The sequence below is a fragment of the Halobacteroides halobius DSM 5150 genome, from assembly GCF_000328625.1.
Lineage (GTDB): Bacteria > Bacillota > Halanaerobiia > Halobacteroidales > Halobacteroidaceae > Halobacteroides > Halobacteroides halobius.
Map to the genome: position 1 here is coordinate 1,008,868 of NC_019978.1, position 21,794 is coordinate 1,030,661.

Below are 21,794 nucleotides of genomic sequence, written 5' to 3' on the forward strand. Positions count from 1 at the left end.
TTTACATAAATTAAAATAGGAGTGATGGAGATGAGTTTTTTTGATAAGGTAAAGATTAAAGATGTTTTAGCTACTAATGTAGAGGATATGTCAAATGTAACAGTCTACGGTTGGACAAGAACTAAACGAGGTTCTAAAAATATTGCTTTTCTGGAATTAAATGATGGAAGTTGCCTTAAAAATTTACAGATTGTTATTTTAAATCCTAGTAATTTTCCTAAGTTAGATAAGATTAATACCGGAACTAGCCTTAAGGTGACAGGTTATATAGAACAAGTAGAAGGTAGAGAACAAAGTGTAGAAATGAAGGCCGAAAGTATTGAGATTATAGGAGATTGTCCAGCAGATTATCCATTACAAAAGAAAGAACATTCATTTGACTTTTTACGGGAGAATGCGCACTTAAGGCCACGGACTGATACATTTGGAGTTATGAATAGATTTAGAAGTAAAATGTCTTATGCTGTCCACCAATTCTTTCAAGAAAGAGATTTTAATTATATCCAAACACCAATTATTACTGCTAATGATACTGAAGGAGCAGGAGAAGTTTTTCAGGTAACTAATTTTGATTTAGCTGATATTCCATTAGATGAAGCAGGTCAAGTAGATTATACGCAAGATTTTTTTGCCGAAAAGACTGGTTTAACAGTAAGTGGTCAATTAGAAGCAGAGATTTTAGCTTGTGGTTTAGGTGATGTTTATACATTCGGGCCAACCTTTAGAGCAGAAAATTCTAATACTTCTCGTCATGCAGCAGAATTTTGGATGATTGAACCTGAAATGGCCTTTTGTGATTTAGATGATAATATGGAAGTGATTGAAGAATTCTTAAAGTATTTATTTAAGTATGCTCTAGAGGAATGTCAAGAGGAGATGGAATTCTTTAATCAACAGATTGCAGCTGAAGATAAGATAGCTACACTAAAAGAAATTATAGCTACTGATTTTGGTAAGATTACATATACAGAAGCAATTGAAATTTTAGAAAAGGCAGAGCAAGATTTTGAATATCCAGTTAAGTGGGGGATTGATCTTAAGACTGAACACGAACGTTACCTAACAGAAGAGTATTTCGAAAAACCAATTATGGTTACTGATTATCCATTTGATATTAAAGCATTTTATATGCGGTTAAATGATGACCAAAAGACAGTTAGGGCTGTTGATTGTTTAGTACCTGGAGTAGGAGAGATTGTTGGAGGTAGTCAACGGGAAGAAAGATATGATGTATTAATTGATCTAATGCAACAGATGGATATGGATTTAGACAAGTATGATTGGTTTTTAGAATCAAGAGAGTATGGTACAGTACCCCACTCTGGTTTTGGATTAGGTTTTGAAAGAATTTTAATGTATATTTCTGGTATGAGTAATATTCGAGATGTTATCTCATTTCCTAGAACTCCTGGTAATGCAAAATTTTAATCATAGATTATATTTAGACATCCTTCGGGATGTCTTTTTTCTTTTTAATATTATTTATATTTTTTAGGTATCCTAAAGTTAAAAGTCTTAAAGGAGGAGCTAGAAGTGCAAGTTACTAATAAAGAAGAGTTAAATAAACTAATTCAAAATGTTAAGCGAGCTCAAGAAAGATATAGTGATTACTCACAACAAGAAGTTGATGAGATATTTAAACAAGCTGCTATAGCTGCTAATGATAAACGCATTGAGTTAGCTAAATTAGCTGTAGAGGATACCCAGATGGGAGTTGTAGAAGATAAAGTAATTAAGAATCATTTTTCAGCTGAGTATATTTATAATAGGTATAAAGATAATCAAACCTGTGGTGTCATTGAAGAGGATGATTCCTATGGCATAAAAAAGATAGCGGAACCAATTGGAGTCATTGCTGGAATAGTACCAGTCACCAATCCTACTTCAACAACTATCTTTAAGTCATTATTATCTCTTAAGACCAGAAATGCTATTATATTCTCACCGCACCCAAGTGCTAGAGAGTGTACTATTGAGGCTGCTAAAACTGTTTTAGAAGCTGCAGTTGAAGCTGGAGCACCAAGAGATATTATTGGTTGGATTGATGAGCCTTCGATTGAATTATCTCAAATGGTAATGAAGCATGATGATGTAAATATGATTTTAGCTACTGGAGGGCCAGGTATGGTTAAAGCTGCTTATTCTTCTGGAAAACCAGCTATTGGAGTAGGAGCTGGAAATACTCCTGCTATCATTGATGAAACTGCACATCTTAAGATGGCAGTTAGTTCCATTTTAATGAGTAAAACATTTGACCACGGAGTTATTTGTGCCTCAGAACAATCAGTAACAGTAGTAGATGAAGTCTATGATGAGGTAAAACAAGAGTTTGATGAGCGGGGAGCTTATATATTATCTCCTAAGGAGAAAGAAAAAGTAGCTAATACTTTAGTAGAAGATGGTAAGATAAACGCAAAGATTGTGGGCCAACCTGCTCATTATATTGCTAGTCTAGCTGGTCTGGAAGTTCCTCGAGAGACTAAAGTATTAATAGCAGAAGTAGAAGATGTCGGGACTGAGGAACCATTTTCTTATGAAAAATTATCCCCTACTTTAGCTATGTATAGAGCTGAAGATTTTAAGGATGCAGTAGATAATGCAACTGCTTTAGTTAAGTTTGGAGGAATTGGTCATACTTCAGTTTTATATACAGATCAGATTAATGAGCAGCGCAGGGATTACTTCGCTTCCAAAATGAAAACAGGAAGAATCTTAATTAATATGCCATCTTCTCAAGGAGCTATTGGGGATATTTATAACTTTAAGTTACAACCATCGTTGACCTTAGGTTGTGGTAGTTGGGGTGGTAACTCAGTTAGTGAGAATGTAGGAGTGAGACACTTATTAAATATTAAGACTACTGCACAAAGACAAGAGAATATGTTATGGTTTAAGGTACCAGAAGATATTTATTTTAAATATGGTTCTTTACCTACTGCTTTGACTGAACTTAAGGGTAAGGAGCGAGCCTTTGTAGTGACAGATCAAGAATTATATGATCTTGGTTATGCTGAAGAAGTTACAGATGAATTAGATAAGAATAATATAGACTTTAGGGTCTTTTCTGATATTGAACCTGATCCTACAATTGATATTGTTGAAAAGGCAGTAGAGCAGATGAAAAGCTATGAACCTGATTTAATTATTGCTCTTGGTGGAGGTTCGCCAATGGATGCTGCTAAGATCATGTGGTTAATCTATGAACATCCTGAGGTTGAATTTAAGGAATTAGCAATGACTTTTATGGATATTAGAAAGAGAATTTATGAATTTCCCGAGTTGGGAAATAAAGCTGAGCTAGTTGCAATTCCTACTACTTCTGGAACTGGATCGGAAGTAACTCCCTTTGCAGTAGTAACTGATGATCAATCAGGGATTAAATATCCTATTGCAGATTATGAATTAACTCCTAGTATGGCCATAGTTGATCCTGATTTAGTATTAAGTATGCCACCTAAACTAACTGCTTACTCAGGAATTGATGCTTTAGTACATGCTATTGAAGCTTATACATCTGTATTATCTAATGAGTACACTAAGGGCTTGGCCCTAGAAGCAAGTAGATTAGTCTTTAAGTATCTCCCACGCTCTTATCATAATGGTGGAGATGATAGAAAAGCTCGGGCCAAGATGCACTATGCTGCGACTACCTCAGGGATGGCCTTTGCTAATGCTTTTTTAGGGGTTTGCCATTCAATGGCCCATAAACTTGGTTCTGCTTTTCATCTACCTCATGGATTAGCTAATGCTTTATTAATTGAACAGGTAATAAAATATAATGCTAGTGATGTACCACTTAAACAAACCTCTTATCCTCAATATAAGTATCCTTTAGGAAAAAGAAGATATGCTAAATTAGCTAATCATTTAGGTCTAGGAGGTAATAGTGATGCTGAAAAGGTTGATTTATTAATTGAAGCAATTTCTGAATTGAAACAAGAATTAGATATTCCAAGTAGTATAGCTGATCTTGGAATTACAGAGCAGGAGTTTTATAGTAAACTCGATGAAATGTCTGAATTAGCTTTTGATGATCAGTGTACAGCTGCTAATCCTAGATACCCATTAATTAGTGAAATAAAGGGATTATATCTAAAAGCATATAAAGGAGAGGTTTAATTTTAAGTATGAAAGCAAACTCAGTCCTTAAGGGCTGAGTTTTTTTAATTATAGAAGAAATAAAAAATAGAGGTAATATAAAGTTTAATTAGAAAGTATTTATATAGAGATCTGTTATTTTTTAATTAATTAAAAATAGATAAAAAGGGGATGAACAATGAAAGAAGAACAAAAGGTGATTGTTGTATATAAAAGTAAGTATGGTAGTACAAAATGTTATGCAGAATGGATTGCTCAAGCTGTTAAAGGAGATTTATTTGAAAGTTCTGAAGTTAAGTCTGCTGATCTTTTTAAATATGATACTATAATTTTTGGTGGTGGACTTTATGCAGTAGGTATTATTGGGGTTGATATAATTAAGAATAATTTTGAACAGTTAAAAGATAAAAAATTAATAGTATATGCTGTAGGAGCTTCTAGTGGTAAAGAGGAAGATAAAAATAATGTTTTGAATAATAATTTTACTGCTAAAATGAAAGAAAAGATAGATTTTTTTATGCTCAGAGGTGCTTTTAATCGCAAAAGATTAAATTTAATAGATAGATTTTTAATGTGGATTTTAAAATTAAAGTTAAAAAGCAAAGACCCTAAAGAGTTAAAATCAGATGAAAAAGGGATATTAGATTGTTATGATACTCCTATGGATTGGACAAATAAGGAAGCAATTATCCCTATTGTGGAGTCTATAAATAATAGGTAGTATCATTGTTTCTAATTAATTTGACAAAATATAAAGAGTATACTAAAATTTATAATGAAAAGTTTACTAACTAGATAGGGATATATTTTTTTGAATATAAAATCTAGTTTATCGGTAGGGAATAGACAGATTAAAGGAGGGATCTATTTGATTGAGCAAGTTAAAAAAATCACTTCTATATTATTAATAACAAGTATAGTCTTGGTTTTTCTTTCATCTGGAGTAGTTACAGCAGCTAATTTAAATAAAGTGGCAAGTGTAAAGCTTAACTTTAACAGAAAAATAGCTATAGTTAGTTTGTTAATAATAGTAACCTTAGTGTTATTTATTTGGGAGCCATTACCAATAGGTATTATAGCGTTAGCAATACCAGTAATTCTTGTATCATTAAATAAATGGACCGAAGTTTCTGCTAATCAAGCATTATCCGGATTTAGTAATAATGCTACTATTACTGTTATGGCCATGTTTGTGTTAAGTAAGGGTATCCAAAATAGTGGAGTAGTTCAGATTATTGGTAGTAAAATAGAAGAAGTTACAGGTGGTAATGAACGAAAACAGGTAGGGGTAATTTCTGCTTTGACAGGAACTATTGCAAGTATTATTAATAATACCCCTGTAGTGGCTGCTTTTGTACCGATGGTAACTAATCTAGCTCGAAGAACTAAAGTATCACCATCGAAGTTACTTATTCCTCTTTCTTATGCATCTATGTTGGGAGGAACTATAACTTTATTAGGGACGTCTACTAATATTTTAGCTAGTCAATTATCCGGACGACTGATTGAACATCCTTTTGGAATGTTTGAATTTACTAAATTAGGGATTATAGTATTTGTAGTGGGATTACTGTACTTAATTACAATCGGATATTATTTAATTCCAGAACGAATAATTTATGAAGCGGAAGATCTAATGGAAGGTTATAAGATGGATAAATTTTTAACTGAGGTAGAAATTAAAGAAGAGTCTCCTTTGCTAGGAAAAAGTATTGGAGAGGTTTTTAAAGATTTGGATAAAGATTTAGATGTAATCCAAATGACTCGTGAAGGAGAACAGTTTATGGAACCATTGAATGTTAAAACTATTAGACCTGGAGATCATTTAGTGATTAAAGCTAATCAAAAGACGTTATTAGACTTTATTGAAACTAAAGGAATCAGGATCTTACCAGATATTGAGGTTAGTCAAAAGCAGTTAGAAGATGCAGTGCAAGGTCAAAAGGTTATAGAAATGGTTGTGCCTGATAATTCGTTTATAACTGGACAGACTATTAGTGATGTTAATTTTCTTGAACGATATGATGCTAGTCTGCTTGCTATTAGACATGGAGAAAGAACATCACATGGAGAATTAAAAGATTTTACTTTAAGAGCAGGAGATGTATTACTTCTTTTAGTAACAGAAGATACGTTGGATAGATTAGATGATAATACTAATTTTATTATTGAAGAGGGGTCTGAAACTTCTGATTATCAATTGGAACAAATTTTTATTACTCTAGGTATTGTAGGTGCCGTGATTACTTTAGCATCATTAAATATTATTTCTATTGCTATTGCAACTTTAGGAGGAGTAATAGCACTGGTAGCTACTAATTTAGTAAAACCTAAGGAAGTGTATGAAGCAATAAATTGGGAAGTCTTTTTCTTACTAGCAGGATTAATTCCTTTAGGAGGAGCAATTCAAGAGACAGGGACTGCAAAATATATAGCTACGCAATTATTAAGTATTACTGGATCTTTACCTTTAGTTGTAATTTTAGGTATCTTTTATTTATTTACTGCAATACTAACTAATGTTATAAGTAATAATGCTAGTGTAGTACTAATGATTCCAGTAGCAGTAGGAGCGGCTAATCAAATCGGGGCCAACCCTTTTGCTTTTGTTTTAGCAGTAACTTTTGCAGCTAGTTCTGCTTTTGCAAGTCCAATTGGCTATCAAACAAATTTAATGGTGTATGGTCCTGGTGGATATAAATTTCGGGACTTTTTACTTGTAGGAGCCCCATTACAAATATTATTATCGATTATAGTTCCTATTTTCATTTCTTTCTTTTGGGGCATCTAGACAAAATTAATAATTTGTTTAAAAGGCCAAATTTGGCCTTTTTTTGTTTTACTTGATTTGATATAATAATGATGAATTGTGAAAGAGAAAGGACTGAACTAATGGATTTAGAAAGTATTTATAATAGTAAGTTTAATCAAAATCAATTACTACAGCTAATTAGCCATTGGGGAGGAGAACTAAAAAAAGAAACTGAGAGATTAGAAATTCCTCTTAAGTATCAAGAACAAGTGGTTAGTTATCAACAGATCGCTATATATAATGATCTTAACCAGTATAAATTACCAATTATTAGAATGAAATTGAAAAATTATGATGTAGAGATTATGAGGCAGTTATTAGTAGAACTTGAATTCGAGCAGGTAATAGTAGCTAGCCATTATCAACAGCGAAAGTGGCAGTTATCATTTGTTGATTTAAGATTTCAAAGCCCTAGGATTTATTCTTGGGTTTTAGGAGCAAAGAAGAGTAGTTATTCTTTTAAGCAGTTAGTAGGGGGGTTAAGTAATTCACCGTCTTTAGCTAAAATTAGACAAGCCTTTAATCCTCAATCAATAATAGATCAGTTTTTGATAGACTGTAAAGGGCTAATTTCTATTTTAGAGGAGGAGTTAGATGGCCAAGTTGATAAGGCATTTAAGTTGGCCCGGAAGGTTTTATTACAGATACTAATTTTTAATTTTTTACAATTGATTAGTCAGGATAATTTTGCAGATAAATTATCTTTAGATTTAAAAGGGCCAATTATTAGTAATAGCTTGTTGGCTGAGATTAATCCTGAATTTAGTTTATCTAATCAGATTCACCAGGAGATAACAACTGTTTTAGGAAAATATAACTTTATACTCAAGACAAATACACCTTATCAACAACAACTTAGTTTAACTCCGCAAATTTTGGCTGATTTTTTTGAAAGGTTAGTTAAGAGTAGTGATCGAAAAAGAACTGGTGTCTTTTATACCCCCCAAGAGATAGTCTATTATATCTGTCAAGAGAGTATACTTAATTATCTAGTAACTGAGTTAGAGATTGAAATTTCTCAAAAAGAGTTACAGAATTTAGTCTATAAAAATGAAGTAAGCCCTAAAATAAAGGAATATAGTTTACAAGTTGATCAGTTGCTAAGTCAGATTAAAATTTGTGATCCAGCAGTAGGTTCAGGGGCTTTTGTTATTGGGATGTTAGAGGAGCTTGTTAGGCTTAGACAACTTTTAACTGAGCAAAAGACTAGTTATCAACTTAAACTAGAGACGATAAAAAACTCTTTATATGGAGTTGATCTTGATGGGCCGGCAATAGAAATTACTAAGCTAAGAGTCTGGTTTTGTTTATTAGCTGAGTCAAAAGATAACCAGCTTGTTGAACCACTATCTACACTAAGGTATAAGTTTGTAGAGGGGAATTCATTATTAACCCGAGAAAATAATTTGTTTAATCTAGCGGGAAATAAATTAAAAAGATTAAAAAAAGACTACTATCAAACTAATGATAGGGCCCAGAGAAGAAGATTGGCCCAAGAAATTGATTCTTTACTACAAGAATTATTAGGTGAAACTTTTTCTTTTCATTTTTATTTTAGTGAAGTATTTACTAAACAAGCAGGGTTTGATTTAATTATTGGTAATCCACCTTATGTAGGAGAAAAGGGTAATAAAGAGTTATTTAGAAAGATAAAGGAATATGCACTAAATAAGTATTATACAGGGAAGATGGATTTGTTTTATTTCTTCTTTCATTTAGGACTTGATTTAACTAAACATAGAGGACATTTAGCTTTAATTACTACTAATTATTATTTGCGAGCTACAAGTGCTGATAAACTAAGGGCAGATTTAAAGGAAAGAAGCACAATAAAGCAGTTAATTAATTTTAATGAGTTGAAACTATTCCCAACAGCCATGGGCCAACATAATTTAATCACAATTTTAATGAAGGGCTCAGAAGATATTCCCGCTCAAACGACTGTTACCTATAGACAGGGAATAGCAGATATAAAAACAATCTCTAAAATACTATCTGGTGTAGATAATAAGACTAATTATTATTCTGTCTTGCAAAGATTATTATATGAAGGCGAGAATAATTATTTGAGGTTAGAAATAGGAGATTTAGAAACAATATTGACTAAAGTTAAAGAACAAGGAGTTAGATTAGACCAAGTATGTAATATTAATCAAGGAATTGTAACAGGATGTGATAGAATATCTAATCGTCATTTAAAGCGCTATGACCTTGATTTACCAGCTGGTCGGGGAGTTTTTGTCTTAGCTAAACAAGAGGTAGAGTCTTTAGATTATAATCAAGAGACTAACTTTTTTTTAAAGTCGTGGTTTAAAAATTCTGATATAAATAAATGGTTACCAGAGCTTGAAAGTGATGATTATTTATTATATCTTAATCATAACTTAGATGATATTCCTAAGAAAATAAAATCTTATTTAACACCTGCGCAAATAGTACTTCAAGAGCGAAGGGAGGTTAAACGAGGGCTAATTAATTGGTGGCAGTTACAGTGGCCTAGGGAAGAAAGGATTTTTGTTGGCCCTAAAATAGTTGCTCCCCAAAGGAGTAAAAGAAATGTGTTTGCTTACACAGAAGAAGCTTGGTATGCTAGTGCAGATGTTTATTTTATAACCCAATTTAAGAACAAAATTAATTTAAAGTATATTTTGGCCCTGTTAAACTCTGACCTTTACTATTTATGGTTATATAGGAAGGGCAAGAAGAAAGGAAACTTATTAGAATTATACCAAGGCCCTTTAGCAGAAGTACCAATTAAATTGATTTCACCTACTAAACAACAACCCTTTATTAAAGCGGCAGAATTGATGATAGAGAAACAAAAAGAACTAACTCATCTAAAAGCTATTACTTGGCAAGATTTATTGCCCCCCTTTATAAAACAGACCAGTTTAGCACAATTAAGTAGTCAGCTTAAGCCTCTTTATCAGGGCCAAGCTCATAAAGTGCGTCAAATAAAAATAGAAATTAATAATAAAAAAGTAACCATCTTTAGTGCTAAGGCCAAAAAAGGTTGGTACCAAGTATTAGAATTTGAAGCTAAAACGATTTATTTAGCTAATTATATTAAATATCATTTAGAAAATTTACTCATAGCTGATTTAGAAAAAATCAATACTACTTTAGAAGGTGGATTAGTAGATAAAGTAAAGCAGATTAAGTTACCTCAATACACTAGAGAACAGATTGAACGGTTAGTTAAAGAATGGATTACTTTAGAACAGAAGATAGAAGAATTGAAAAATGATTTACAATCAGGCCAGGAGAAGATAAATCGGTTGGTTTATAATTTATATGGTTTAAATGAAGAAGAGATTAAAGTAATAAATAAAAAAAGGGAGGAATTAAAATGACACATAAATTTGATCCTAAGAAAAAGCATAAATTATTAAGTGAAAAGAGGCACCAAATGTTACCACCGGAAGAGACTTTACAGAAGTTAGAATTAAAAAAGGGGGATGTAGTTGCTGATATTGGTTGTGGAGTAGGATTTTTTTCTGTACCAGCAGCTAAGTTAGTAGGAAATGAGGGAAAGGTTTATGCTATTGATGTTGTTGAAGAAATGTTAACTGAATTAAGAAAAAGAAAAGAAGAAGCAGAGAATATTGTATTAGTCCAGGGAACAGAGTATTCAGCAGAGATTGCAGATCATGCAATAGATTTTATGTTAATCTCTAATGTTTTACACGAGATAGAGGATAAAAATAAATTTTTGCAAGAATATATAACTAAGTTATCTACTAAAGGAAGATTAGCCTTAATTGAATGGAAGAAGAAAGAAACTATTCATGGGCCAACGAAGAAACATAGAATTAGTAAACAAGAAATAAAAAAGTTATTTAAAGAAATTGGATTAAAAATAAGTAAAGAAGTAGATTTAAATATTAATCAGTATGGAATTGTTGCTCACAAAGATTAATATCTTAGGTCACTCCTTTTATTTAACACATATTTAACAATATTGAATATAGTATTGTAGAAAGGAGTGATCAAATGGTTACTAATCGAGATTGTCCTCCTAATACTAAAGCATATGTAATTAAAGCAGGGGATACTCTTTATGAATTAGCACAACAATTTGATACTACAGTTCCTGCTATTATAGGGGCTAATCCTAATTTAGATCCCGATAATTTACAAGTAGACCAAAAAATTTGTATTCCTTTACAGGAAAGATACCCTTCTTGTCCTGAAGGGAATTATTACAAAATTAAAACTGGAGATACTTTATATGAAATTGCTCAAAGATATAATATATCTGTAGCTGATTTAAAAGAAGCTAATCAAAGAGTTGATCCTCAAAATCTCAAGGTTGGCGAGATTATTTGTATTCCTTTAGCTACACCACCTGTTGAATGCCCAGAAGATTCTATAACTTATGAAGTTAAACGTGGTGATACTTTTTATTCAATAGCTAGAGAATATGAAATTACAGTTGACCAGTTAAGAGAAGCCAATCCTAATATAAATCCTAATGCTTTATTAATTGGTCAAATTTTATGTATTCCCCAAGATTAAGTTTATTTACTAAAGCCTTTTGGCTTTAGTATTTTTTTTAGGTTTATAATTTTATAGAAGTAATAACTTTTTTATCAGAATCTAAAGTAGGTCGCCAGATTTCTATAGCTTTTGCGCTAGTAGAGATAGGTTGGCCAAGCCCATCTAAATTAAGGCATAGTTTTTTTAATTCGGGTTGAGGGATAGGATTAGCAGTGAGAAAATTACTAATTAAAGTGATATGGAATTTCCAATTGTTATAATTATTTATACTAGAAATACCTGCTTGGGTTAATTTACTATGTAATTTATTAGCTAGTTTAGTTAAAGTTTCAGTTTCTTTAACCTCTAGTACGATAAAACTTTCTTTGGTCATAAGGCACTCTAAATTAGTAATATTTATATTAACTTTATTAATATCTGTTGCTATTTCATTTAAGATTTTTTTTCCTGTAGTAATTTCTTTTTTATTGATCCGATTTAAAGTAATATGCAATTCTGGATAATTATTATGGGGGTATAAATTATATTCTTTAGAGATTAATTCTTGGATTTTTAAGGCCGCAGATAAATCTTTTTGTGGTAAGGTTAGCACAATAAACAGTTCATTAGATAAATCAGCCTCCATGTTTCTTCCTCCTTAGTAATTAAAAATATAAGTAGCAGTCTTTAATTTCATCTGTTAAATCAATAATTTATCATAAAATGGTTATATTGTCAATTGAAAGATAATAATATTATAATGGAAGATTAAACTAAAAAAGAAAAATGGAGGTGATATAAGAGTTGAAGGTATTAATAGCTCCGGATGCATTTAAAGGAAGTTTAACTGCTATTGAGGTAGCTAAAAGTTTAGAAAAAGGGCTCAAAAAAGCTAGCACAGAATTTGAGATTGAAAAAGTTCCTATGGCAGATGGCGGAGAAGGGACTGTTAGATCTTTAGTTGATGCTACAAATGGTCAGATTATGACTAAAGAGGTAGTTGGCCCGTTAGGAGATAAAGTGGAAGCCTATTTAGGTATTTTAGGGGATCAAAATACAGCAGTAATTGAGATGGCAGCTGCTTCAGGATTACCTCTAGTACCTAAAGAAAAGAGAGACCCTACTAAAACAACAACTTATGGGACTGGAGAATTGATTAAATATGCTTTAGACAAAGGCTGCAGAAATTTAATCATTGGTATTGGAGGTAGTGCTACTAATGATTGTGGAGTAGGTATGGCCCAGGCTTTAGGGGTAAAATTTCTTAATGCCAAAGGAAAAGAAGTAGGTTTTGGAGGAGAAGAGTTAGAGAATATAGAAAAAATTGATCTTGCTAATAGGGACCCTAGAATTAAAGAGACTACTATCCAGGTAGCTTGTGATGTAGATAATCCGTTATATGGTAAAGAAGGAGCTGCTTATGTTTATGGAGCACAAAAAGGGGCAACTCCTGAAATGATAGAAAAATTAGACCAAGGTTTACAAAAGGTTGCTCAAGTAATTAAATTAGATCTAGGAATAGAGATTAATGATATACCCGGAGCTGGTGCTGCTGGAGGATTGGGTGCTGGATTATTAGCATTCTTAAATGCTAATTTGAAATCGGGAATAGATATTGTATTAGACACCATTGCATTTAGTAAAAAGGTAAAGGATGTAGATTTTGTTATAACTGGTGAGGGGATGATTGATTCTCAGACGATATACGGAAAAACCCCTATTGGAGTGGCTAAAGTAGCTAAAAAATATTCTATTCCTGTAATAGGTATAGCAGGAAGTTTAGATTCTAATTCAGATGAAATCTATCAAGCAGGGATTGATGCTTTATTTTCTATAATTGATAGACCAATGAAATTAGAGACTGCTATGAAAAGGGCCCCAATTTTATTGGCGAAGACAGGTGAGAATATTGGACGATTGGTAAAAAGTTTAGATATAAGGGGGGAGTTATGATGGTGCAAGGGCCAATCTTACTTGTGATTTTATTGGCTGCTATAGGTTTTATAGTTTTGATGACTGCTAAATTTAGAATGCATGCTTTTCTTGTCTTATTATTGACTGCTTTTGGAGTAGGATTATCATCAGGTATGGCACCACTACAGGTTATTGAAACAATATCTGATGGATTTGGTGGAACTTTAGGTTTTATTGGAATTGTAATTATTGCTGGAACAATCATTGGTACTTTATTAGAAAAGTCTCGTGGAACGCTAACTATGGCTAATACAGTATTGAACTTGGTAGGGCGGGCTAGGTCTGCTTTAGCAATGGCTGTTACGGGAGCTATTGTCTCTATTCCTGTGTTTTGTGATAGTGGTTTTGTAATTTTATCATCCTTAAATAAGTCATTAGCTAAGAAAACGAATAAATCCATGGCAGTGATGGCAGTTGCTTTATCTTCTGGATTGTATGCAACGCACACTTTAGTTCCTCCAACTCCTGGGCCAATTGCAGCCGCAGGAACGGTTGGTGCAGATTTAGGAATGGTTATTATGTTTGGAGTGGTTACTGCTATTCCAGCTATTACCGCTGGTTATTTATGGGCTACAAGATTTGCCTCCAATTATGATATAGAACCAGATATTGAAATAGAAGAGAATGATACCACAAATCTTCCTAGTCCAAGTGAAGCTTTTGCTCCTATTGTAGTTCCGATTATCTTAATTGCTTTAAAATCAGTGGCTGATTTTCCTAGTCATCCTTTTGGTACAGGAGGAGTTAAGACCTTTTTTGATTTCTTTGGAAATCCAATTGTAGCTTTAATTTTAGGTATTTTTCTTGGTTTTAGACTTATTCCTAAATGGAGTGAAGAATACATTAATGGTTGGGTAGGTGAAGGATTAAAGAATGCAGCTACAATTATTATGATTACTGGTGCTGGAGGAGCTTTTGGTGCTATTTTAGGTGCTACTCCAATTGGTGATTATTTAGGATCTATTTTATCCCAGTATAATCTTGGTATCTTCTTACCATTTATTATTGCTGCTGCATTAAAGACAGCTCAAGGTTCTTCTACAGTAGCTTTAATTACTACTGCATCATTAGTAAGTCCTCTATTAGGAGATTTAGGTTTAACTACTGAGGCAGCTAAAGCATTAGTTGTTATGTCCATAGGGGCTGGTGCTATGACTATGTCTCACGCTAACGATAGTTATTTTTGGGTAGTTAGTCAATTTTCAGGTATGGATACTTCTACTGCTTATAAGACTCATTCAATGGCTACTTTAGTGCAAGGAGTAACAACAATTATTACAGTATTTATTTTATCGCTAGTATTTATTTGATCAAGTAAGCAGCCTAAGGAAAATCTTAGGCTGCTTTATTTATTTAAAGATATAATAAAAGTTAATTTTTATGAGATAATACTTTAATGGATAGGTAAAAAGATAATAGTAGGTGATTGTGGAATGCAAGTAATTGGGGGCCAAGCTTTATTCTTTCTAGTATTAATATTTGTAATTGGAAATACAGGTTTATATGCTTTAGGAGTTCAGTTAGCAAAACAAGATGCCTGGATTGCTTTATTATTAGCAATGTTTTCAAGTTATATATTATTATGGATCTATGTTAAGTTACAGAATTATTATCCAGAAGATAATTTAGCCCAAATAATTATTAAAATAACAGGAAAGTGGTTAGGCTATAGTTTAATACTTTTATATTCAGCTTACTTTTTTTACATATCTTTATTAAATTTAAGCATGTATACTGAGTTTATTCAGGTATATCTTATACAAGGGGTTGCAAAGTCTGTAATAAGTTTCTTACTTATATTTAATTTTACTTATCTTATATTTTCAGGGGTTGAGGTTATAGCCCGAGTATCTGAATTAATCACACCATTTATTATATTCGCTATAGTAATTGTCTATATACTTGTTTTTAGTTCAGGAGCAGTTGACTTTAAGAGGTTGCAACCAGTACTTAGTAACGGAATCCAGCCTATAATTGAGGTTACAATACCAGAACTAATAATATTTCCTTTTGGGGATTTAGTTCTTTTTTTAATGTTCTGGAAGTATGTGAATGATAAAAAAAGTATTTTTAAGATTTCATTTTGGGGTATGACAATAGCTGGATTAATAATTACTTTTGCAGTAATTATAATTTTAGCTGTATTAGGAGTTAATTTAGCTATTAGAGCATATGTGCCGAATATGCTAGTAAGCCAGATGATTCAAATAAAGTGGTTAGCTAATATAGATGTGATAATTGTTTTGATAATATTATTATTAGGTTTCTATAAGATGGTACCTTTTTTCTATGGTAGTGTAGCAATAGTTGCTACTGGATTTAAATTTGATAATAAAGTTTTTATTTCTATTTTATATGGTTTATTATTACTAATATTTTCTTATGCTCCGTTTACTGGATTTCCATTTCATAGATGGATCAATAGTTTTGGCCCGAGAATAGAACGATTTATGGAGTATATGCATGTTTTATTTCAGATGATTATTCCTACTATATTATTAGTTGTAACGTGGTTGAAAAAATCAGAATTATTTAAAAAATAAAGTTTCTTAATAAATATTTAAAATTTGAAGTCTTAGAAGAGATTAAAACCCATTGGCACTTTACATAAATTGTTAATAGTGGTATCATATAATTGTATGATCTTTATCTTGCAAACGTTACCATAGATAAAGACTGTAAAACTATTTCTCAATTTATAGGAGGGATGTTAATGAGGTTTGAAAGAAGTAGTGGTATATTCTTACATCCAACTTCTTTACCTAGTAAGTATGGTATAGGGGCATTAGGGCAAGCAGCTTATGATTTTATTGATTTTTTAAATGAATCTGGGCAGAAGTTATGGCAGATATGCCCATTAGGGCCAACCGGTTTTGGTGATTCTCCTTACCAGTGTTTTTCCGCTTTTGCAGGCAATCCAATCTTAATTGATCTAGAAAAATTAAGAGAAGCAGGATATTTATTAAAAGAAGATTTGCATGTTGAGCAAGAATTTGCTGATGATGAAGTTGAGTATGGAAAGGTGATTAACTTTAAGTATCCTCTTTTTAATAAGGCTTTTAAACGCTTTAGAGAAGTAGCTCCATCCAAGGAAGAAGATGAATTTATTGCTTTTTGTCAAGATAATATTGAATGGTTAGAGAACTATGCTTTATTTATGGCTCTAAAAGATTACTTTGATGGTAGCCCCTGGACTAAATGGGATGATGATATTAAGTTTAGGAAATCTACTGCAATTGATAAGTATAAAGCAAAGTTAAAGGAAAAAATGGATTTTCATAAATTCATGCAGTATATTTTCTTTAAACAATGGGCTGATGTTAAAGAGTATGCCAATCAGAATAATATTCAGATAATTGGTGATATTCCAATTTTTGTAGCGTTTGATAGTGCAGATGCTTGGGCTAATCCTCATTTATTTTTATTTAATGAGCAAAAGGAACCTACTAAGGTTGCTGGAGTGCCACCAGATTACTTTAATGAAAATGGGCAATTATGGGGAAATCCATTGTATGATTGGGATAAATTAGAGAAGAATAATTATAGTTGGTGGATTAATAGAGTAAAATCTCAACTTGAATTAGTTGACATAATTAGATTTGATCATTTTAGAGGTTTTTCTCAGTATTGGGCTGTACCTGCTGATGCTACAACTGCGATTAATGGGCAATGGAAGGATGGCCCGGGAAAGGAATTGTTCAAAACTATTAAAGATGAATTAGGTGAATTACCAATTATTGTAGAGGATTTAGGGGTTATAACTGAAGATGTAGAGGAATTAAGAGATTATTTTGGCTTTCCAGGAATGAAAATCCTCCAATTTGCCTTTGATAGTAAAGAAGAAAATGATTATACACCTCATGAATATTCTGAAAATTGTGTTGTTTATACAGGAACCCATGATAATAATACTACTCTAGGTTGGTACCAAGATGATGCTATTGAGAAAGATAAAAAAGATATGCTTAAGTACTTAGATAAACATTTAGCTAAAGAAGATCGTCATGATAATATAGTCTGGGACTTATTAGAATTAGCATGGGGGTCTGTGGCTGTTTTTGCTATTGCCCCATTACAGGATATTTTATGTTTAGATAGTGAAGCGCGAATGAATATTCCAGGGACCTCTTCAGGAAATTGGAGATGGCGATACAGAGAGGATATGTTAACTGAGAATCTACAGGAAGAATTATCTAAAATGACCACTAAGCATCGAAATGGGTTAAAGCACTCTTAAAAGGGTGCTTTTTTTATTTTGTGGTCTTGTTAGAGGTCTGATCTTTCAATTAATGGAATAAAACTTAAAAAAATTTAATTAAACTTGAATTTTTTTAAGTTTATTAATATAATAATAATGTAAGAGAAGTAAATAAATGTAATAAAAATAATGGAAAGTTAGGAGGAATAAGATGGAGGAAAAAGCTGTTATCACTACTGATGAGAGTCCAGCCGCAGTTGGCCCTTATTCTCAAGCCATTAAATACAATGGTTTTGTAATAACTAGTGGTCAAATACCATTTACTAAAGATGGAGAGTTAATTAGTGATGATATTCAAGAACAGACTAAACAGTCACTAAAGAATATTGAGAATATTTTGACAGAGGTAGGTTCTGGAGTTGATCAGTTGATTAAATGTACCATATTTATTAGTGACATGGATGATTTTTCTAAAGTTAATCAAGTTTATAAAGATTATTTAAAAAAGCCTTATCCTGCTCGTAGTTGTGTAGAAGTATCTCGTTTACCTAAAGATGTTAAGATAGAGATTGAGGCTATAGCTTCCTATGAGGATTAATTAAGCTAATTATTTAAAGGAAGGAGGGAGTAATATGTTAAACATAGAGGAGCCAGTTAAATTGCAGTTTCTCTCAAATGATGGTTTAGGAGGTCTAACACCTGACTTTTTAGATCAAGAGCAGGTAAAACAGGTGAAGAGGTTTCATTCTACTTTTGCTGATTATAAAGCTACTCCTTTAGTAAGTTTAGATAACTTAGCTGCTAAGTTAAATGTAAAGAAAATTTATATTAAAGATGAGGCATATCGGTTTGGATTGGATGCTTTTAAAGTATTAGGCGGAGCCTATGCAATTGCTAAGTTACTTTGTAAAAAATTAGGAGTAGAACTTGATGAAATTGATTTTAATTATTTAAAATCTAAGGAAGTTAAAGAAGAGATTGGTGATGTAACTTTTGTTACTGCTACTGATGGAAATCATGGTAGAGGGGTGGCTTGGGCTGCTAGTCAACTTGGTTATCAAGCTATTGTTTATTTACCTAAAGGTTCAGCTAAGAGAAGAGTTGAAGCCATTAGAGAAACTGGGGCCAAGGCAGTTGTTACTGATGCAAATTATGATAAGACAGTAAGTTATGCAATCAATAAGGCTGAAATAGAAGATTGGTTGATTGTACAGGATACAGCATGGGAAGGCTATGAAGAAATCCCAAGTTGGATTATGCAAGGTTATACTACAATGGCAGATGAAGCATTACTCCAAATGGAATTAGATGGTATTGATAAACCAACCCATCTTTTCTTACAGGCTGGTGTTGGTTCAATGGCAGGTTCAGTTCTTGGTTATTATGCTAATTATTATGATGGAAAACCTCCTATAACAACTATCGTTGAGCCTAATGATGCAGCTTGTATTTTTAAATCAGCTTTTGTTGGTGATGGTTTAGCACATAATGTGGATAGTGATTTAAAGACTGATATGGCAGGTTTAGCTTGTGGAGAGCCTAATCCTATAGCTTGGCAGATTTTAAGGGATTTCAGTAAGATGAACGTTAAATGTGATGATAGTGTTGCTGCTACTGGCATGCGTATGTTAGCCAATCCATTGGGGAATGATCCAAGGGTTATTGCTGGAGAATCTGGAGCCGTTGGATTAGGTTTGCTTACATTATTAATGAATGATTCTAAGTTAAATGAAGTACGAGAGGAACTAGATTTAAACGAAGATTCAGTTGTTTTGTTATTTAATACTGAAGGAGCTACAGATCCTATTAATTATCAACGGATAATCTGGGGAGGCAAGGGTTCATTAGCACTTAATTTATGATAAACATGTATTACTTTTGTCTGTTATGTTAACTTAATTCAAATATTTTTCAAGGAGGAGATAAAAGATGCAGACAGTACTTAGAGGAAAGGATTTTATTTCTTTACAAGATTGGAGTAAAGAAGAGGTTGATACACTATTAGATGTTTCATTTGATTTAAAGCGTAAGTTTGCGATGGGGATAGATACTCCATATTTGCAAAACAAGACTGCTATGTTAATGTTCTTTGAAGAATCAACTAGAACTAGAAACTCTATGGAAGCTGGGTTGGCTCAATTAGGGGGGCATGCTAATTTCTTAGATACTAGTACTATGCAGGTTAATCATGGTGAAGTAGCTAAGGATACAGGTGTTATTTTAGGTAGTTTTGGCCATGCAATTGCTTGTCGTAATTGTTTTTGGGGAGAAGGAAATGGTAATGAATATTTAAGAAGTTTAGCTGAGCATGCTCCAGTACCTATTATGAATTTACAGTGTAACTTATATCATCCAATGCAGGGCTTAGCTGATTTAATGACTATCCAAGAGAAAAAGGAAGAGACTAAAGAGCTTAATGTATCTATTATTTGGGCCTATGCTACTAGTCATAAGAAGCCTATTTCTGTTCCAGTAACACAGGCTTTATTATTCCCGCGTTATTCTATGAATGTAACTGTGGCCCATCCCGAAGGCTTTGAGTTACCTGATTGGGTACTTAAGCAGGCTGAAGAAAATGCTAAAAAACATGGTGGTTCCTTTAAGGTTACTAATAATATGGAAGAAGCATATCAAAATGCTGATATCGTTATTCCTAAAAATTGGGGTAGTTGGGTTAACCACCCAGATGGTGGAGAAGAATTATTAGAAGCCAATAAAGATTGGAAGTGTAGTGAAGAGATGATGGAGTTAGCAAAAGATGATGTAAGCTATATGCATGCTTTACCTGCAGATAGAGGGAACGAAGTGGAAGATTCTGTAATAGATGGACCCCATTCTATTGTCTATGATGAAGCTGAAAATAGATTGCATACTGCTAAGGCAGTTATGACTGTAACTATGGGCGGAAAAGGTTAAAAATTATATTATTTAGGATTGGTTATAGTTAATCAATCCTAAATTAAGTTATTAGATTAAGTTATTAAAAAGGAGGTAATAGCTGATGGAAAGAGCAGAAATGATTAAGCAGATCAAAGAGAGATTAGATAATTATCAAGATGATATGATTAATTTTATGAGAGATATGATTAGAATTCCTAGTGAGAGTTGTCAAGAAAGAGAAGTAGTTCAGCGCATTAAAGAAGAAATGGAACAATTAGGTTTTGATGAGATTAGAATTGATCCAATGGGTAATATTCTTGGTAGGGTAGGTAGTGGTGATCGAGTAATTGCTTATGATGCTCATATTGACACTGTAGGTGTAGGAAATCCAGATGAATGGGATTGGGATCCTTTTGCAGGTAAGTTTGAAGATGGAATAATTTATGGTCGAGGTGCTACTGACCAGGAAGCTGCTATGGTTAGTATGCTCTATGCTGGAAAAGTAATTAAGGATCTTAATTTACACCAAGAATTTAGTCTATATTTTGTCGGAAGTATTCAAGAAGAGGACTGTGATGGTTTGTGTTGGCAATATATTATTAATGAGGATGATTTAGAACCCGAAATGGTTGTTGTAACTGAGCCAACGAATTTAAATATTTATCGTGGTCATAGAGGTAGAATGGAAATGGAAGTAACAACTGAGGGAGTTTCTTGTCATGGTAGTGCACCTCATCGAGGGGAAAACTCACTTTATAAAATTGCACCAATTATATCAGGAATTGAAAGATTAAATAAAATATTAAAGAAAGATGATTTCTTAGGGAAAGGGACTATAACTGTAACTCATATCTATAATGATACTCCTAGTTTATGTGCTGTACCTAATAAATCTACTATCCATCTTGACCGTCGCTTGACTGCTGGTGAGGATAAGGAATTAGCTCTACAACAGGTAGAAGAGGTAATAGAGGAAGTTGGGGTGGATGCTAAGGTAGAGATTTTAAATTATGATACCCCCAGTTATACTGGTTTAGTATATGAAACTGAAAAGTATTATCCTACTTGGGTATTAGAAGAAGATCATGATTATATTCAAGGAGCAGTTAGTGCTTATAGAGATTTATTTGACGAAGAACCAACAGTAGATAAATGGACCTTTAGTACGAATGGAGTTTCTATTATGGGGCGGTGTGGAATTCCATGTATTGGTTTTGGCCCTGCAAATGAGATCTATGCTCATACAGTAAATGATCAAGTTCCAGTAGATCACTTACTTAAAGCAGCTAAGTTTTATGCTCTCTATCCAGATTCTATTTAAGTTGAAGTTGTTAGTAATTAATCCTTAAGAAA

General features: G+C 32.6%; 16 protein-coding genes. 15 read left to right on the forward strand and 1 reads right to left on the reverse strand.

Annotated features, from left to right (window positions below; translation table 11 throughout):
* The first annotated feature begins 30 nt into the window (after positions 1–30).
* The 7 genes from asnS (at position 31) to HALHA_RS05070 (ending at position 11,428) form a co-directional block, all read left to right on the forward strand.
* On the forward strand, positions 31–1,428 hold the full coding sequence (gene asnS, locus HALHA_RS05040) for an asparagine--tRNA ligase (RefSeq protein WP_015326712.1): 1,398 nt from the start codon (positions 31–33) through the stop codon (positions 1,426–1,428).
* A 105-nt stretch (positions 1,429–1,533) separates the two neighbouring features.
* A complete protein-coding gene (gene adhE / locus HALHA_RS05045) occupies positions 1,534–4,119 on the forward strand; it encodes a bifunctional acetaldehyde-CoA/alcohol dehydrogenase (RefSeq protein ID WP_015326713.1) in 2,586 nt (861 codons plus the stop codon).
* Between the two features lie 157 nt (positions 4,120–4,276).
* Positions 4,277–4,819, forward strand: coding sequence for a flavodoxin domain-containing protein (locus HALHA_RS05050; protein ID WP_015326714.1), 543 nt, complete (start codon positions 4,277–4,279; stop codon positions 4,817–4,819).
* Between the two features lie 147 nt (positions 4,820–4,966).
* Positions 4,967–6,889, forward strand: a complete 1,923-nt coding sequence (locus HALHA_RS05055) for an SLC13 family permease (RefSeq protein WP_156801213.1) — start codon at positions 4,967–4,969, stop codon at positions 6,887–6,889.
* Between the two features lie 101 nt (positions 6,890–6,990).
* Positions 6,991–10,263 carry an Eco57I restriction-modification methylase domain-containing protein gene (locus tag HALHA_RS05060; RefSeq protein ID WP_015326716.1) on the forward strand — a complete coding sequence of 1,091 codons (3,273 nt, stop codon included), beginning with the start codon at positions 6,991–6,993 and terminating at the stop codon, positions 10,261–10,263.
* Entirely contained in the window at positions 10,260–10,829 is a 570-nt protein-coding gene (locus tag HALHA_RS05065; protein WP_015326717.1) for a class I SAM-dependent methyltransferase, read from the forward strand. Before HALHA_RS05060 ends, HALHA_RS05065 begins: the two co-directional genes overlap by 4 nt.
* A gap of 74 nt (positions 10,830–10,903) precedes the next feature.
* Positions 10,904–11,428 carry a LysM peptidoglycan-binding domain-containing protein gene (locus HALHA_RS05070; RefSeq protein ID WP_015326718.1) on the forward strand — a complete coding sequence of 175 codons (525 nt, stop codon included), beginning with the start codon at positions 10,904–10,906 and terminating at the stop codon, positions 11,426–11,428.
* 43 nt (positions 11,429–11,471) lie between these two features.
* Here the strand turns inward: HALHA_RS05070 and HALHA_RS05075 are convergent, their stop codons facing one another.
* Complete coding sequence (locus tag HALHA_RS05075) at positions 11,472–12,035, reverse strand: 2'-5' RNA ligase family protein (protein WP_015326719.1); 564 nt, start codon at positions 12,033–12,035, stop codon at positions 11,472–11,474.
* A 158-nt stretch (positions 12,036–12,193) separates the two neighbouring features.
* Between HALHA_RS05075 and HALHA_RS05080 the strand changes: the two genes are divergently transcribed.
* The 8 genes from HALHA_RS05080 (at position 12,194) to HALHA_RS05115 (ending at position 21,762) form a co-directional block, all read left to right on the forward strand.
* Positions 12,194–13,342, forward strand: coding sequence for a glycerate kinase (locus tag HALHA_RS05080; protein WP_015326720.1), 1,149 nt, complete (start codon positions 12,194–12,196; stop codon positions 13,340–13,342).
* A complete protein-coding gene (locus HALHA_RS05085; RefSeq protein ID WP_015326721.1) occupies positions 13,342–14,673 on the forward strand; it encodes a GntP family permease in 1,332 nt (443 codons plus the stop codon). The genes HALHA_RS05080 and HALHA_RS05085 overlap by 1 nt, the downstream gene beginning before the upstream one ends.
* A gap of 123 nt (positions 14,674–14,796) precedes the next feature.
* Positions 14,797–15,906, forward strand: coding sequence for a GerAB/ArcD/ProY family transporter (locus tag HALHA_RS05090; protein WP_015326722.1), 1,110 nt, complete (start codon positions 14,797–14,799; stop codon positions 15,904–15,906).
* A gap of 170 nt (positions 15,907–16,076) precedes the next feature.
* On the forward strand, positions 16,077–17,600 hold the full coding sequence (malQ, locus tag HALHA_RS05095) for a 4-alpha-glucanotransferase (RefSeq protein ID WP_015326723.1): 1,524 nt from the start codon (positions 16,077–16,079) through the stop codon (positions 17,598–17,600).
* 172 nt (positions 17,601–17,772) lie between these two features.
* Complete coding sequence (locus HALHA_RS05100) at positions 17,773–18,159, forward strand: RidA family protein (protein WP_015326724.1); 387 nt, start codon at positions 17,773–17,775, stop codon at positions 18,157–18,159.
* A gap of 34 nt (positions 18,160–18,193) precedes the next feature.
* On the forward strand, positions 18,194–19,423 hold the full coding sequence (dpaL, locus tag HALHA_RS05105) for a diaminopropionate ammonia-lyase (protein WP_015326725.1): 1,230 nt from the start codon (positions 18,194–18,196) through the stop codon (positions 19,421–19,423).
* A gap of 67 nt (positions 19,424–19,490) precedes the next feature.
* Positions 19,491–20,477: an ornithine carbamoyltransferase gene (locus HALHA_RS05110; RefSeq protein ID WP_015326726.1), complete on the forward strand. Its 987-nt coding sequence runs from the start codon at positions 19,491–19,493 to the stop codon at positions 20,475–20,477.
* An 85-nt stretch (positions 20,478–20,562) separates the two neighbouring features.
* Positions 20,563–21,762 (forward strand): YgeY family selenium metabolism-linked hydrolase, encoded by a 1,200-nt coding sequence (locus HALHA_RS05115; protein WP_015326727.1) that lies wholly within the window; start codon positions 20,563–20,565, stop codon positions 21,760–21,762.
* Positions 21,763–21,794 lie beyond the last annotated feature (32 nt).